The organism is Pseudomonas sp. DR 5-09, assembly GCF_001655595.1.
Classification (GTDB): Bacteria; Pseudomonadota; Gammaproteobacteria; order Pseudomonadales; family Pseudomonadaceae; genus Aquipseudomonas; species Aquipseudomonas pharyngis.
This window is the reverse complement of the sequence record NZ_CP011566.1, coordinates 6,259,175-6,274,941: the sequence shown is the minus strand read 5'-3', so window position 1 is coordinate 6,274,941 and position 15,767 is coordinate 6,259,175. Positions and strand designations below refer to the sequence as shown.

The window sequence follows — 15,767 nt, the reverse complement described above, 5'->3', positions numbered from 1 at the left end:
CCATGATCAACGTAGACCTGCAACAACTCATCCAGGCGCTGGACGCCGAAACCCGTCGCGATCTGGAGCGTTCGGCCGAGCGCTGCGTGGCCCGTGGCGGCAGCAAGATTCTGGTCGAAGACTTGCTGCTCGGCCTGCTGGAGCGCCCGAACGGTCTGCTCTCCCGCGCACTGCAGGATGCCGACGTTGATGCCGGCGAACTGAGCGCCGCCCTGCAATCGCGGGTCGAGCACAGCGCTTCGCGCAACCCGGTGTTCGCTCCGGAACTGGTGCAGTGGCTGCAAGACGCGCTGCTGGTGGCCAACCTTGAACTGGGCCAGACCTCGGTCGAAGACGCGGCGCTGATCCTCGCGCTGCTGCGCAACCCGATGCGCTACGCCGGCAGCCGCTACCAGCCGTTGCTCGCCAAACTGAACATCGATCGCCTGAAGGAGTTTGCCCTGTCGCAACAGCCTCAGGCAGCAGCCAACGGTAAACCGGCCGCCCAGGGCGAATCGCTGCTGGAGCGCTTCACCCACAACCTGACCCAACAGGCCCGCGACGGCAAACTCGACCCGGTGCTGTGCCGCGATGGCGCGATCCGCCAGATGGTCGACATCCTCGCCCGTCGCCGCAAGAACAACCCGATCGTGGTCGGTGAAGCCGGGGTCGGTAAAACCGCCATCGTCGAAGGCCTGGCCTCGCGCATCGCTGCCGGTGAAGTTCCGCAAGTGCTCAAGGGCGTCGAGCTGCTGTCGCTGGACATGGGCCTGTTGCAGGCCGGCGCCAGCGTCAAAGGTGAATTCGAACGTCGTCTGAAAGGCGTGATCGACGAGGTCAAAGCCTCGCCGAAGCCGATCATCCTGTTCATCGACGAAGCCCACACCCTGATCGGCGCGGGCGGCAATGCCGGCGGTTCCGACGCGGCTAACCTGCTGAAACCGGCGCTGGCGCGCGGCGAGCTGCGCACCATCGCCGCGACCACCTGGGCCGAGTACAAGAAATACTTCGAGAAAGACCCGGCGCTGGCCCGTCGTTTCCAACCGGTTCAACTGCACGAACCGACCGTGAGCGAAGCCGTGACCATCCTGCGTGGCCTGGCTCAGGTCTACGAGAAGAGCCACGGCATCTACCTGCGGGACGACGCGGTGGTTTCCGCAGCCGAGCTGTCCGCCCGTTACCTGGCCGGCCGCCAACTGCCGGACAAGGCTGTCGATGTGCTCGACACCGCGTGCGCCCGTGTTCGCATCAGCCTCGCCGCCGCCCCGGAAAGCCTGGAGCGCCTGCGTGGCGAACTGGCTGAAGGCGGTCGTCAGCGTCAGGCCCTGCGTCGCGATGCCGAAGCCGGTCTGTTGATCGACCACGAAGCGCTGGAGGCACTGGAAGCGCGCCTGGACGAAGCCGAAGCGGAAAGGGTCGCACTGGAAACCCAGTGGACCGAGCAGAAACAACTGGCCGAGCGTCTGCTGGAACTGCGTCAGCAACTGGCCAAGGCCCGCGAAGCGGCTGCGGTCGAGCCGACAGTGACTGTTGAAGAAGACGCCGAAGGCACGGTGATCGAAACCGTTGCTGCTGAGGTTGAAGAAGGCCAGAGCGTCGAAGCGCTGGAAGCGCAACTCAACGAAACCCATAGCGCCCTGACCGCCGCTCAGGTCAAGGAGCGTCTGGTCAGCTTCGAAGTCTGCCCGCGTCTGGTGGCCGAAGTGATCAGCGCCTGGACCGGCGTGCCACTGGCGCAACTGGCCCGCGAACACAACGCCAAGGTCGCGAGCTTCGCCACCGACCTGCGCACCCGCATCCGTGGCCAGGAACAAGCCGTGCACGCACTGGACCGCTCGATGCGCGCCACCGCTGCCGGCCTGAACAAACCTGACGCACCGGTCGGCGTGTTCCTGCTGGTCGGCCCGAGCGGCGTCGGCAAGACCGAAACCGCACTGGCACTCGCCGACCTGCTGTACGGCGGCGACCGCTTTATCACCACCATCAACATGTCCGAGTTCCAGGAGAAGCACACCGTTTCCCGCCTGATCGGTGCACCGCCAGGCTACGTCGGTTACGGCGAGGGCGGCATGCTCACCGAAGCCGTACGCCAGAAGCCGTACTCGGTGGTGCTGCTCGATGAAGTCGAGAAGGCTGACCCGGACGTGCTCAACCTGTTCTACCAGATCTTCGACAAAGGCGTGGCCAACGACGGCGAAGGGCGCGAGATCGACTTCCGTAATACGTTGATCCTGATGACCTCGAACCTGGGCAGCGACAAGATCAGCGACCTCTGCGAAGACGGTGCGCGTCCGACTGCCGAAGTGCTGGAAGAAACCATTCGCCCGGTGCTCAGCAAACACTTCAAACCGGCGCTGCTGGCGCGGATGAAAGTGGTGCCGTACTACCCGGTCGGCGGCCCGGTGCTGCGCGAACTGATCGAGATCAAGCTCGGTCGTCTGGGCGAGCGTCTGAACCGTCGCCAGCTGGACTTCACCTGGTGCCAGAACCTCGTCGATCACCTGTCCGAGCGCTGCACCCAAAGCGAAAGCGGTGCACGCCTGATCGACCACTTGCTCGACCAGCACGTACTGCCGCTGGTGGCCGACCGCTTGCTCGACGCCATGGCCACCGGTGAAAGCCTCAAGCGCGTGCATGCGACGCTCGACGGTGAAGCCAGCGTGACCTGCGAGTTCGCCTGAGGTGAGTGTGATGTTCACTCAAGTGCCGCAGCCACTGCTCTATGCCGAAGCCTTGCTGGCGCAGTTCGCCAGCCTGTCGCGCGCGGCGGACGGTGCTGCGCTGCTGGGTGACTTCGTGCGCGGTCTGGCCGGGCTGAGCGGTTGCGAACTGACGCAGCTGTACTTGCTGGATGCCACGCACACGTCGCTGGGGATGAACGCCGAATGCCTCGACGGCGTGCTGCAACCGCGCAGTGCGGCGAGCCTGCCGGCGGACTACAACGGCGAGCAACTGTTGCAGTTCGCCCTGTGCCAGAACCGCGTGGTGAGCTTCGACGACCTGGGCGGCAGCCTGCACGAAACCAGCTTTCTGCCGGCCTCGTCCGCGCCGTGGCAGTCGCTGCTGTGCGTGCCGCTGGTCAATCAGCAGAAGGCCGTTGAAGGCCTGTTGCTGTGCGCCAGCCGTCGCCACATCAACCTGCAAGGGTTTGCCGATTCTCTCGGCCAGCTCGGCTCGTTCGTGCTTGGTCAACTGCACTTGCTGCAGCGTCTGCGCCAGCCAGTGGATGCGGCCGCGCCGGTCGTGCGCAGCCTGCCGAGTGCCAGCGGCTACGGCCTGATCGGCAAGAGCGCGGCAATGCGTCAGACCTATTCGCTGATCAGCAAAGTCCTGCACAGCCCGTACACCGTGCTGTTGCGTGGCGAGACCGGCACCGGCAAGGAAGTGGTCGCGCGGGCGATCCACGATTGCGGCCCGCGCCGGTCCCAGGCGTTCATCGTGCAGAACTGCGCGGCGTTCCCGGAAAACCTGCTGGAAAGCGAGTTGTTCGGTTACCGCAAAGGTGCGTTCACCGGGGCCGATCGCGACCGCGCCGGGCTGTTCGACGCGGCCAACGGCGGCACTCTGTTGCTCGATGAAATCGGCGACATGCCGCTGTCGCTGCAAGCCAAGTTGCTGCGCGTGTTGCAGGAAGGCGAGATCCGTCCGCTGGGTTCCAACGACACGCACAAGATCGACGTGCGCATCATCGCCGCGACGCACCGCGATTTGTCGGTGCTGGTCAGCGAAGGCAAATTCCGCGAAGACCTGTACTACCGTCTCGCGCAATTCCCGATCGAGCTGCCGGCCCTGCGTCAGCGTGAAGGCGACATCCTCGACCTGGCCAAGCACTTTGCCGATAAGGCCTGCACTTTCCTGCAACGTGATCCGGTGCGCTGGTCGGACGCGGCGCTTGAACACCTGTCCGGCTACACCTTTCCCGGTAACGTGCGTGAACTCAAAGGCCTGGTCGAGCGGGCGGTGCTGTTGTGCGAGGGCGGCGAGTTGCTGGCCGAGCATTTCTCGCTGCGCCTGGAATCGGCGCCGGTGCCGGAAGACCACTGCGGCCTCAATCTGCGCGAACGACTGGAAGCGGTCGAACGCAATCTGTTGCTCGATTGCCTGCGCAAGAACGACGGCAACCAGACGCTCGCCGCCCGCGAACTGGGCTTGCCGCGCCGCACGCTGCTGTACCGGCTCGGCCGCTTGAACATCAATCTGGGTGATTTCGATGGGTAGGCGAAAGTCCGTCGGATTCACCTCGAACACCTATTTCAGCGCCGCCCGTGAGGGTCGGCGCTTTGTGCTTTGTCTACACCTGGAGACCCTCTGATGTCTGTTCGTCACTGGCACGCTGTCCTGCTGACCCTCGTCGTTCTATGCGGCCTCGGCGGTTGCAGCGGCAATTACAAATTCAACGATAACGATTACCGCCCGTTGGGTGATCCGCAGGCGGTCAATCGCGGCAAGTGACCGCAAGGAGCATCAAACATGGAATTGGTTTTCGAAATGCTGAACACCAAGCAGTTCGTGCCCACCGAGCTGTGCCAGCGGACCTTCAAACAGGCCGGCGGCGTGATCGGGCGGGGCGAGGACTGCGACTGGATCATCCCTGACCGCAAGCGTCACTTGTCCAATCACCACGCGATCGTCAGCTATCGCGAGGGTTCGTTCTTCCTGACCGACACCAGCAGCAACGGTGTGCAGGACGGCGACAGCGGCGCACGTCTGCACAAGGGCGAACCGGTGCGCATCGAGCACGGCAGCACCTACGTGCTGGGCGACTTCGAGATTCGCGCACGACTGGTGCGCGACCCGGCGACGTTCGACGGTGAAGTCGGCCTGCCGCGTGCCGCCGGCAGCATCATTCCGGACGACGCGTTCCTCGACCTCGACCCGCTGAAGTCGCTGGAGCAGCAAGAGCGCGTGTACTCGGAATTCGAGGAAATGCTCGCACCGGTGACCGACCCTGAAGACTCCCGTCAGCGCGCCGACTACGCGCGCATCGACATGGAAAGCCTGATGGTGCCGGAGCTGATCGTCGAGCCCACGCCTGAGCCTGCGCCGACGCCGAAAGCGGTCGAGCGTCAGAGCGAAACCTTCTGGGATAAATTCGGCGCGGCCCTTGGCGTGAACGTGAAGAACCTCAGCCACGACGAGCGTGAAGCGCTTGCGCTGAACGCTGCACGTTTGCTGCGCCAGAGCGTCGGCGGTCTGCAACAGAGCCTGCGAACCCGTTCGGAGCTGAAGAACGAACTGCGTCTGGCCCAGACCACCGTTCAAGGCACCAACAAGAATCCGCTGAAATTCGCCGTCGATCCGAGCGAAGCGCTGGACATCCTGTTGCAACCGCACAAGCCGGGCCATTTGCCGGCCGAGCAGGCGATCTCCCGGGCGTTCCGCGATTTGCAGGCGCATCAGGTGGCGCTGCTGACCGCCAGCCGCGCGGCGGTGCGCGGCACTCTGGAACACTTCTCGCCGGAGCAGTTGACCCTGCGTTTCGAGCGTGACAACAAGCCGTTGCTCGCCACCGCTGGCGGGCGCTGGAGAGCGTTCAACCGTTACCACCATGCGCTGCGTCAGGACGACGACTGGAGCGAGCGCCTGCTGGCCCGCGACTTCGCCCAGGCCTACGAAGAACAGATCCGCCTGATCTCCACCCTCCACACCGACCACCAAGGATGATGCGCATGTCTCGCCGCTCGACCGCTTTTTTCAAGACGCTGACCGCGCTCACCCTGTTGGTGCTGCTCGCCGGTTGTTCGTCGCTGTCGCCGTATTCGAAAGTGACCAAGATCAACCTGAAGCTGACCGGCAGCGATCAGCTGAACCCGGACCTCAACGGTCGTCCGTCGCCAATCGTGGTGCGCCTGTTCGAACTCAAGCACCCGGTGACCTTCGAGAACGCCGATTTCTTCAGCCTCTACGAGCGCGCCAAGGAATCCCTCAACCCGGATCTGGTGGCCAGCGAAGAACTCGAACTGCGCCCGGGTGAAACCGTGGAACTGAAGCTCAGCGTGGAGGAGGGCAGCCGCTTCATCGGTATCCTCGCCGCGTACCGCGACCTGCCGGAAACCAAATGGCGCCACACGTTCCCGATCACACCGCTGGAAGTCACCGAAGCCGATCTGACCCTGGATCAGGCCGGTATCCGCAAGACCAACGAAGTGCTCGCCAAGGCGGATGACTGATCATGAATACCCATAAAGTCATCTGGCAGGAAGGCATGCTGCTGCGTCCGCAGCACTTCCAGCACAACGACCGCTACTACGATCACCAGATGAAGACCCGCACCCGGTTGCTGGGCGGCTACACCTGGGGTTTCCTGAATCTGGAGATCGACCTGCAGTTCCTCAACATGGGCAAACTGGTAATCAGTGAAGCCTCGGGAATTCTGCCGGACGGCAGCCTGTTCGAACTCGGCGGCAACACCGAACCGCTGGCGCTGGACGTGCCGCCGAACACCGGCAACACGCCGATCTACCTGGCGCTGCCACTGGTCACCGGTAACCACATCGAGGCCCGTCGCCCGGAGCAGTCCGACGTGCTGGCGCGTTACACCGCGTATGACGCCGAAGTGGCCGACTCCAACGCTGGTGATGATTCCGCCAGCCAGGTCAGTTGCGGTCGCCCGGACTTCAAGCTGTTGCTCGGCGAGCAGCAGAGCGATCAGGCCTACGTGAAGCTGAAGATCTGCGACGTGCTCGACACCACGCCGGACGGCGTGATCAGCCTCGACCCGGATTTCGTGCCGACCTACATTCAGGCCCACGCCTCCAGCTACCTGCTGTCGTGCCTGAAAGAAGTGATCAGCATGCTCGGTCACCGGGGCGACACCATTGCCGAGCGCATCCGTTCGAACGGCAAGGTCGGCGGCGCGGAGATCGGCGACTTCATGATGCTGCAACTGATCAACCGCACCGAACTGCTGCTGCGCCACTACCTGGGTCTGGAGCAGGTTCACCCGGAAGAGTTGTACCGCACGCTGCTGACCATGCTCGGCGATCTGGCGACCTTCTCCAGCGACAGCAAACGCCCGCGTCTGGACAGCCGTTACTCCCACGCCGACCAGGGTGCGAGCTTCCGCAAACTGATGGAGTCGATCCGTCAGGTACTGTCGATGGTGCTGGAACAGCACGCCATCGAACTGATCCTGCAAGCGCGTCAGTACGGGATCATCGTGTCGCCGCTGCACGACCACAAACTGCTGGGCTCGGCGTCGTTCGTGCTGGCAGCCAGTGCCAACTGCGACTCCGAAGAACTGCGCAACCGCTTGCCTGCGCACCTCAAGGTCGGCCCGGTGGAGCGCATCCGCCAACTGGTCAACCTGCACCTGCCGGGGATCAAGGTCAAACCGTTGCCGGTGGCCCCGCGGCAGATCGCGTTCCACTCCAACAAAACCTATTTCATCCTCGAACTCAGTTCCGAAGACCTGGCACAACTCGAGCGCTCCGGCGGCTTCGCGTTCCACGTGTCTGGCGAATTCGCCGAGCTTGAACTGAAATTCTGGGCCATCAGGAACTGACCGACATGATCAAGGACATGGAACACAACCAGGACGACAAAACCGTCCTGCTCGACCGTCAGGGCCATGGCCCGGCGGCGAGTCCGCTGACCGACTTCGCCGCGCCACCGCGCTTCGAGCAACTGGAAGAACGGATGATCTACGCCGCGCGCCTGCGCCCGGCGGAGGCCTTCAACATCAGCCTTAATTCGCTGGTGGCGGCGTCGTCCGAACTGCTGTCGGAAGTGGTGCGCCTCAAGCACAGTGAAACCCGCGAAGACCTCTACGCGCTCAACGAGCGCCTGACCGCCGGGCTCAAGTTGTTCGAAGTGCGCGCCCTGCACAACGGCGCCGAAAGCAGCCAGGTGATGGCCGCCCGTTACGTGCTCTGCACCGTGGTCGACGAAGCCGTCGTGACCACGCCGTGGGGCAACGAAAGCGAGTGGTCGCAGATGAGCCTGCTCAGCAGCTTCCACAACGAAACCTTCGGTGGCGAGAAGTTCTTCCAACTGCTCGATCGGCTGTCGAAAAACCCGGTCAAGCACCTGCCGATGCTGGAGCTGATGTACCTGTGCCTGTCCCTCGGTTTCGAAGGCAAGTACCGCGTACAGGCGCGCGGCATGCTGGAACTCGAAGGCATCCGCGACGCCCTGTACCGGCAGATCCGTCAGTTGCGTGGCGACGTGCCGCGCGAATTGTCGCCGCAGTGGGAAGGCCTCAACGATCAGCGCCGCAATCTGGTGCGCATCGTGCCGGCGTGGATGGTGGTGCTGTTCACCTTCGTCTGTCTGGTGATGATGTATTCGGGCTTCGCCTGGGTCTTGGGCGAGCAGCGCGACACCGTTCTGCAACCATATCAGCCGCTTGATCCGGCCGCGGCCTCGCCGCAGTCGCAGCCGTAAACAGGGACGTGTGATGAAAAAGTTTTTCAAGAAAGTCGGCGCCTTCCTGCGCCAGACCTGGGTCTGGACCTTGCTGCTGGTGCTGTTCGTGGCGCTGCTGGTGTGGTTCGTCGGCCCGTTGTTGGCAGTGGATGACTACAAGTTCTGGGAAAGCGCGACTTCGCGTCTGCTGACCATCAGCGTGCTGTTCCTGATCTGGGGCCTGACCATGGTCTTCGTCAGCTGGCGCGCCGGTATCCGCAAGAAAGCCGTCGAAGAAACCGAAGACGGCCAGGACCGTATCCGCCGCGAAGAGTTGATCGACGAAGAGCAGAAAGAGTTGAAGGAGCGTTTCAAGGACGCCCTGAAAACCCTCAAGACTTCGAGCCTGTACCGCGGCCGCAGCGAGCGCTGGCGCAATGACTTGCCTTGGTACTTGCTGATCGGCCCGCAGGCCAGCGGCAAGACCAGCCTGCTGGACTTCTCCGGGCTGGAATTCCCGATCAACAAGATTGACCGCAAGCTGACCCGCGACACCCACGGCACTCGTCATTGCGACTGGTACTTCGCCGATCACGGTGTACTGATCGACACCGCCGGCCGCTACCTGACCCAGCCGGATGCGGAAGTCGACGGCAGCGCCTGGACCACCTTGCTGGAACTGTTGCGCAAGCGTCGTCGCGGTCGTCCGCTGAACGGCGTGCTGGTGACCATTCCGGTGGAAACCCTGACCGGTGGCAGCGAACAGGACATCGAAACCCTGGCCCGCCAGGTACGTGCGCGTCTGCAAGACGTCTATCAGAAGCTGCACGTCGATGTGCCGGTGTATCTGGTGCTGAGCAAGGCCGACAAGCTGCTGGGCTTTGACGAGTTCTTCGACCAACTGACTCGCGAAGAAAGCGATCAGGTGCTCGGTACCAGTTTCCGCAAGGATCAGGTCGGCACCGACGTGACGGTGCTGCGCAACGAGTTCGAAGAGCTGCTGCGTCGCCTCAACAGCCAGGTGATCATGCGCATGCACTCCGAGCGCGACACCCAGCGCCGTGGCCGCATCCTCGACTTCCCGCACCAGATGGGCCAGATCGGCGAGCGTCTGTGCCTGCTGGTCGATATGGCGTTCACCGGCAACCGCTACCAGCGTGCGACACAACTGCGTGGTTTCTACCTGACCAGCGCACCGCACCTGACTCAGGAAATGGATTCGACCACCGCCGGCATCGGCGCGAGTCTGGGCATGAGCGCCGGCGTGCTGCCGACATTGCGCAGCGGTCGTTCGCGTTTCATCCATCACTTGCTCAGCCGGGTGATTTTCCCCGAGGCCGATCTGGCCGGTCTGGACAAGCGCGAGCGCAGCCGCATCCACTGGGGCCAACGTGCGTTGTACGTCGGCGCACTGGGTGCGCTGGTGCTGTTCGGCATGCTCTGGGCCGGCGGTTTCTCGGCCAACTACGAGCGTCTGGAAAGCCTGCGCAATCTGGCGCAGAACTGGACGCAGCAACGCACGGCACTGTCGCCGCGCGATGACGCCATGGGCGCACTGAAAACCCTCGACACCAGCTACGCCGCGACTCAGGTGTTCCCGAAGAAGGGCGACGCTGCGTACCACGAGCGGATGGGGCTGTATCAGGGCCAGGACGTCAATCCGGTGGTAAAGGAGGCTTACGAGCACGAGCTTGAAAAGCAACTGCTGCCGCGCGTTGCAACGATGCTTGAAGGCCAGATCCGCTCCAACATGAAGGACCGCGAAAAGCTGATCAACAGCCTGCGCGCGTACCTGATGCTGAACATGAAGGATCGTCGTGACGCGGCATGGCTCAAGGACTGGATTGCAGCTGACTGGTCGCAGCGTTACACCGGCAACACCGCGGTGCAGAACGGTCTGAATACGCACCTCGAGCGTCTGTTGCAGCAGCCGTTTATCTATCCGCTCAACGAGCAACTGGTGGCCCAGGCGCGTCAGATCCTACGCAGCGAGTCGCTGGCGACCGTGGTTTACCGCATGCTCCGCGAGCAGGCGCGCAATCTGCCGGATTACCGTTTCAGCCAGCACCTCGGGCCGCAGGGCTCGCTGTTCATCGGCACCGAGTACGTGATCCCGGGCTTCTACACCCAGACCGGTTATCAGCAGTATTTTTCGGTGCAAGGCGCGTCGCTGGTGACCGACATCCTGCGTGACAACTGGGTGCTGGGCGAAGGCGCGGGCATCAGCGACATGGATCTGCGTCGCCTGATGGTCGAGCTGGAGCAACTGTACTTCCGCGACTACGCCAACTACTGGAGCGAGGCCGTTGGCCAGGTAGCACTGCCGCCGATCAGCGATGCCGGTGAAGGCGCCGAACAACTGGCGGGCCTGACCTCGGCCAACTCGCCGGTGCTGGCGCTGCTGACCGAAGTGCGCGAGAACACCCGTTTCCCGGCCGCTGCCGATCCGGTGGACGAGGCGGGTGACGCGGCTGATGCGCTGGCCGGACAGAAAGGCAAACTGGGCAAGGTGGGCAAACTCGCCGCGGCGGCAGCGGACAAGGCCTCGGCCCTGAACGTGGCGAAGAACCTGCCGGACACCGCCAAGAAGTCCCTGCAACGCCGCTTCGAGCCGCTGCACAAATTGCTCGACGACAACAACGGCCCGGCCGCTGACCTGACCCCGGCCTTCACCGCGCTCAACGACCTGCAACTGCAACTGGCGGGCCTCGCCCGTTCCAGCACGCCGGAGCAGGCCGCGTTCGAGCTGGCCAAGACCCGCATGAGCGGCCAGCGTGATGCGCTGACCAACCTGCGCAATGCGTCCGGTCGTCTGCCGCGTCCGCTGAGCGTGTGGTTCAACGTGCTGGCCGAAGACTCGTGGCGCCTGGTGCTTAACGATGCCTACCAGTACCTGAACGGCCGTTATCAGAACGAGCTGTACAGCGTGTATGGCAAGACCATCAACAAGCGTTACCCGTTCAGCGCCTCAAGCACCAGCGACGTGGCGATCAGCGATTTCCGCGAGTTTTTCCGGGCTCAAGGCACCATCGACCGCTTCTTCGACAGCTACATGCGTCCGTTCGTCAGCGGTGATCCGGGCAACTACCGGATGCGCAGCGTCGACGGCCGCAGCCTGCCGGTGTCCAAGGTCTTCCTCGATCAGATGGCGGCGGCCCTGAACATTCGCCAGAGCTTCTTCTCGATCAACCCGGCCGAACCGACCGTGCAGTTCAAACTGGAGCCGTACACCCTCGATCCGGCGGTGAGCCGTTCCGAGTTCAAGTTCGGCGACAAGACCATGGAGTACCGCCACGGTCCGATCCTGCCCATGAGCTTCAAGTGGCCGACCGATGCTGAAGACGGTCGCACCAGCCTGGTCATGGACAAGATGGCCGGGCGCCCGATCGGCATCGAGAAGAACTCCGGCCCGTGGTCGCTGTTCCGTCTGTTCGACCTGATGCAGACCGAGTACCTGACCGGTCGCGACGTGCTGGTGCTCAAAGCCGACGTGGGTGGCCTGCGCGCCAACTACCTGCTGACCAGCCAGCGCACGCCGAACCCGTTCGACATGGGCGTGCTGCGCACCTTCCGTATGCCGGTGCAGCTCTGATGCTGGTGGCCAGTCCCTGGCGCAGCGCGGCGCGAACCGACCCGGGCAAGGTGCGGTCGCGCAACGAAGATGCCTTCCTCGACACCCCGCAGCATGGGCTGTGGGTGGTCGCGGACGGCATGGGCGGTCATCAGGGTGGCGACATCGCCAGCCAGTTGATCGTCGCCAGCCTGGCTGAACTGCCGCAGCACGAAGACTTCGACGAACGCCTCAAAGCCATCCGCCAGTGCCTGCACTGGCTGAACCGGCGCCTGGGGCAGGAGTTGACCGTCACCGCCGGGCGCCACGACAGCATCATGGGCAGCACCGTCGTGGCGCTGCTGGTGGAAGGCAATCGCGCGGCCTGCATCTGGGCCGGCGACAGTCGTTGCTACATGTGGCGTGGGCAGCGGTTGTACCAGCTGTCGAAGGACCATTCGCTGCAGCAGCAACTGATCGACGAGCAGCAGATGAGCGTCGAACAGGCAGCGGCACACCCGGCAGCCCAGGCCTTGACCCGGGCGGTCGGCGCGGCGGAACAACTCACACTGGATGTGCTGGAGCTTGAGGTGTATCCGGGCGATGTATTCCTGCTGTGCAGCGATGGTTTGTATCAAGGCCTGAGCAGCGACGCCCTCGGCAATGCTCTCAGCCTGGCGGCGCCACATGTGGCGCTGGAACGTCTGTTCGACGGCGCCCTGCGGGGCGCCGCCCGCGACAATCTGACTGCCGTGGTGATTCGCCAATGACTGAAATCGAATCCTCAGTCGATGACTTGCTGATGAGCGAGGAGCAGGCCAACAACCTGACCTATTTCGCTTTTGCAAAGCAGCACAACGCCGAACCCGCGCTGGCGCCGACCAAGGCCAGCGTCGGCGCACTGCCGGATGTTCTGGCAGGCCGCTACCACCTCGAGCGCCTGCTCGGGGCCGGCGGCATGGGAGCGGTTTACCGGGCCCGGGATCTGCTGCACGAACAGTTCGGCGATCCCGATCCTTACATTGCGCTGAAAATCCTCAGCGAAGAATTTGCCGAGTCGCCGGACGCCAGCGCCTTGCTCTACAGCGAGTTCGCCCTGACCCGACGCCTGCGCCACGACAACGTGCTGCGACCGCACACGTTCGAAGTGGACACCGATTGCCAGCGGGCCTTCATCACCATGGAACTCATGCGTGGCCTGACCCTGGACAAACTGCTCTGCGAGCGGCCGCTGGGGTTGCCGTGGAAAGAACTGCGCGACATCGCGCTGCCGCTGCTCGACGCGCTGGCTTACGCCCACCGTCGCGGCGTGCTGCACGGTGACATGAAACCGAGCAACGTCATGCTCAGCGAAGACGGCGTGCGCCTCTTTGACTTCGGTCTCGGGCAGGCCGAGGAGGGCATCCTGCCCGGCCTGCCGCACCTGAGCCGCGAGCGCTTCAACGCCTGGACCCCGGGCTACGCCGCCCCCGAACTGCTTGAGGGCCAACCGCTGTCGGCCAGCGCGGACGTGTACGGCGTGGCCTGCGTGATCTATGAACTGGCGGGCGGCAAACACCCGTTCCGCCGCTTGCCCTCGACCCAGGCCCGTGACGAACACCTGGAGCGCGAGCTGCAAGCCCCGGCAAATCTACCGACACACTGCTGGCCCGCGCTGCGCACCGCGCTGGCCTTTGACGCGGCAGAGCGCAACATTTCTGCCGAACAATTGCGTGACGCCTTGGGCGCCACTTCGTCCTGGCTGCAGCGTTTGCGGCTGAGGGCGTAACGGATGACATTCGAACAGGGAGCACTTTATGTTCAACCCAGCTAACGAAACGCACTTCAGCCTGACCGTTGAAGATTACGTAGGCGACCTGCAAGTCCTGTCGTTCACCGGCACCGAAGGCATCAGCCAGCCGTTCCGTTTCGACCTGGAACTGGTCAGCGAAAACCCGGATCTGGACCTGGAAACACTCCTGCACAAACAGGCATTCCTCGCCCTCGATCCGCAGGGCTCGGGCATCCACGGCCAGATCTACCGCGTGGCCCAGGGCGATGCCGGCAAGCGCCTGACCCGCTACAAGGTTTCGCTGGTGCCGCAGCTGCAATACCTGCATCACCGCACCAACCAGCGCATCTACCAGCAGATGTCGGCGCCGAAAATCATCGCGCTGATCCTCGACGAGCACGGCATCAAGGGCAACGCCTACAGCTTCCAGCTCAGCCAGCCGTGCCCGGATCGCGACTACTGCGTGCAGTACGACGAAACCGACCTGCACTTCGTCCAGCGTCTGTGCGAAGAAGAAGGCATTCACTACCACTTCCAGCACAGCAAGAAAGGCCATCTGCTGGTGTTCGGCGATGACCAGACCGTGTTCCCGAACCTCGGCCAACCGACCGCGTATGTGCAGGGCAGCGGCATGGTCGCCGAAGAACCGGTGATCAAAGGCTTCAAGCTGCGTCTGGAAACCCGCACCAGCCGCACCACCCGCCGCGACTACGATTTCGAAAAGCCGCGCCTGCAAATGGAAGCGGCCTACAAACCAGACGGCGCTCTCGATAGCAAAGACGCTGAACCGGATCTGGAAGACTACGACTACCCTGGCCGTTTCATCGATCGCGCGCGCGGCAAGTTCCTCAGCCAGCGCGCCCTCGAACGTCATCGCGCCGACTACCGTCAGGCCGAAGGTCGCGGCGATCAGACCAAACTGGTCAGTGGCCATTTCATGGAAATGTCCGACCACCCGCGCAGCGAGTGGAACGACCTGTGGCTGCTCACCGAAATCTTCCACGAAGGCAAACAGCCACAAGTCCTCGAAGAATCGGTGACCAGCGACACCACCGACAACAAGGACGACTTCCACCAGGGCTACCGCAACCGCTTCCTCGCCACCCCGTGGGACGTGTTCTACCGCCCGGCCCTGGAACACCCGAAACCCCGCGTGCTCGGCAGCCAGACCGCGATGGTCACCGGACCCAAAGGCGAAGAAATCCACTGCGACCAGTACGGCCGCATCAAGGTGCAATTCCACTGGGACCGCGAAGGCCTGGCCGACGACAAAACCAGCTGCTGGCTGCGCGTCTCCAGCTCCTGGGCCGGCGACCGCTATGGCGCCATCTCCATCCCGCGCATCGGCATGGAAGTCCTCGTCACCTTCCTCGAAGGCGACCCCGACCAACCGCTGGTCACCGGCTGCCTGTACCACAAGGAAAACCCGGTGCCCTACGCCCTGCCGGCGAACAAAACCCGCAGCGTCTTCAAAACCCTCAGCTCCCCGGGCGGCGGTGGCTACAACGAACTGCGCATCGAAGACAAAAAAGGCGCCGAACAAATCTTCATCCACGCCCAGCGCGACTGGGATGAAAACGTCGAGCACGATCAGAAAATCCGTGTCGGGAATGAACGTCATGACACCGTGGTGAAGAACACCTACACCGAGCTCAAGGCCGAAGAACACCGCACCACCATCAGCGACCGCAAGATCGAAGCGCGGATGGACGACCACCTGACTATTGGCGAGAGCCAGCATGTGAAGCTCGGGACGGCGCAACTGACCAGTGTCGGCAAAGAGATTCACATCAAGGCGGGGGACAAGATTGTCATTGAGGCGGGAACTGAGCTGACGATTCTCGGCGGTGGCAGTTTCATCAAGCTCGATGGCGGTGGTGTGACGGTGGTTGGGCCGGTGGTGAAGATTAATGCTGGCGGGTCGGCTGGGAGTGGCACCGGGATCGGTATTAAACCGCCGGTGCTGCCGGGGGCGGCGGATAAGGATAAGGCGGGGAGTTTGATGGATCAGGCGTTGTTGAATGCGCCTGAAGAACAGGCCAAACGCAAGCCAAAACGCATGCTCAATTTTTCCGGTTAAGACATCGACGGCAATCCAAGCCACCAGGGATCAGAATTTAG

The 15,767-nt window shown here is 63.3% G+C and carries 11 protein-coding genes; all 11 read left to right on the top strand.

Annotation, left to right across the window (positions count from 1 at the left end; genetic code table 11):
• Positions 1-2 precede the first annotated feature (2 nt).
• Positions 3-2,660, top strand: coding sequence for a type VI secretion system ATPase TssH (gene tssH, locus PDR5_RS28340; RefSeq protein ID WP_064600465.1), 2,658 nt, complete (start codon positions 3-5; stop codon positions 2,658-2,660).
• 10 nt (positions 2,661-2,670) lie between these two features.
• Positions 2,671-4,197, top strand: coding sequence for a sigma-54 interaction domain-containing protein (locus PDR5_RS28335; RefSeq protein WP_064600464.1), 1,527 nt, complete (start codon positions 2,671-2,673; stop codon positions 4,195-4,197).
• Between the two features lie 93 nt (positions 4,198-4,290).
• Positions 4,291-4,431 carry a hypothetical protein gene (locus PDR5_RS28330; RefSeq protein WP_003229566.1) on the top strand — a complete coding sequence of 47 codons (141 nt, stop codon included), beginning with the start codon at positions 4,291-4,293 and terminating at the stop codon, positions 4,429-4,431.
• Between the two features lie 18 nt (positions 4,432-4,449).
• Entirely contained in the window at positions 4,450-5,643 is a 1,194-nt protein-coding gene (gene tagH / locus PDR5_RS28325; protein ID WP_064600461.1) for a type VI secretion system-associated FHA domain protein TagH, read from the top strand.
• Positions 5,644-5,648: 5 nt separating this feature from the next.
• A complete protein-coding gene (gene tssJ / locus PDR5_RS28320) occupies positions 5,649-6,149 on the top strand; it encodes a type VI secretion system lipoprotein TssJ (protein ID WP_011336587.1) in 501 nt (166 codons plus the stop codon).
• A 2-nt stretch (positions 6,150-6,151) separates the two neighbouring features.
• Entirely contained in the window at positions 6,152-7,483 is a 1,332-nt protein-coding gene (gene tssK / locus PDR5_RS28315) for a type VI secretion system baseplate subunit TssK (protein WP_039765155.1), read from the top strand.
• Between the two features lie 5 nt (positions 7,484-7,488).
• Positions 7,489-8,364: a type IVB secretion system protein IcmH/DotU gene (icmH, locus tag PDR5_RS28310; protein ID WP_064600459.1), complete on the top strand. Its 876-nt coding sequence runs from the start codon at positions 7,489-7,491 to the stop codon at positions 8,362-8,364.
• Positions 8,365-8,377: 13 nt separating this feature from the next.
• Complete coding sequence (tssM, locus tag PDR5_RS28305) at positions 8,378-11,917, top strand: type VI secretion system membrane subunit TssM (protein ID WP_064600457.1); 3,540 nt, start codon at positions 8,378-8,380, stop codon at positions 11,915-11,917.
• Complete coding sequence (locus PDR5_RS28300; RefSeq protein ID WP_039765158.1) at positions 11,917-12,645, top strand: PP2C family protein-serine/threonine phosphatase; 729 nt, start codon at positions 11,917-11,919, stop codon at positions 12,643-12,645. Before tssM ends, PDR5_RS28300 begins: the two co-directional genes overlap by 1 nt.
• Positions 12,642-13,643, top strand: coding sequence for a serine/threonine-protein kinase (locus tag PDR5_RS28295; RefSeq protein ID WP_011336582.1), 1,002 nt, complete (start codon positions 12,642-12,644; stop codon positions 13,641-13,643). Before PDR5_RS28300 ends, PDR5_RS28295 begins: the two co-directional genes overlap by 4 nt.
• Before the next feature lie 28 nt (positions 13,644-13,671).
• A complete protein-coding gene (locus PDR5_RS28290; protein ID WP_064600455.1) occupies positions 13,672-15,726 on the top strand; it encodes a type VI secretion system Vgr family protein in 2,055 nt (684 codons plus the stop codon).
• Positions 15,727-15,767: the final 41 nt, after the last annotated feature.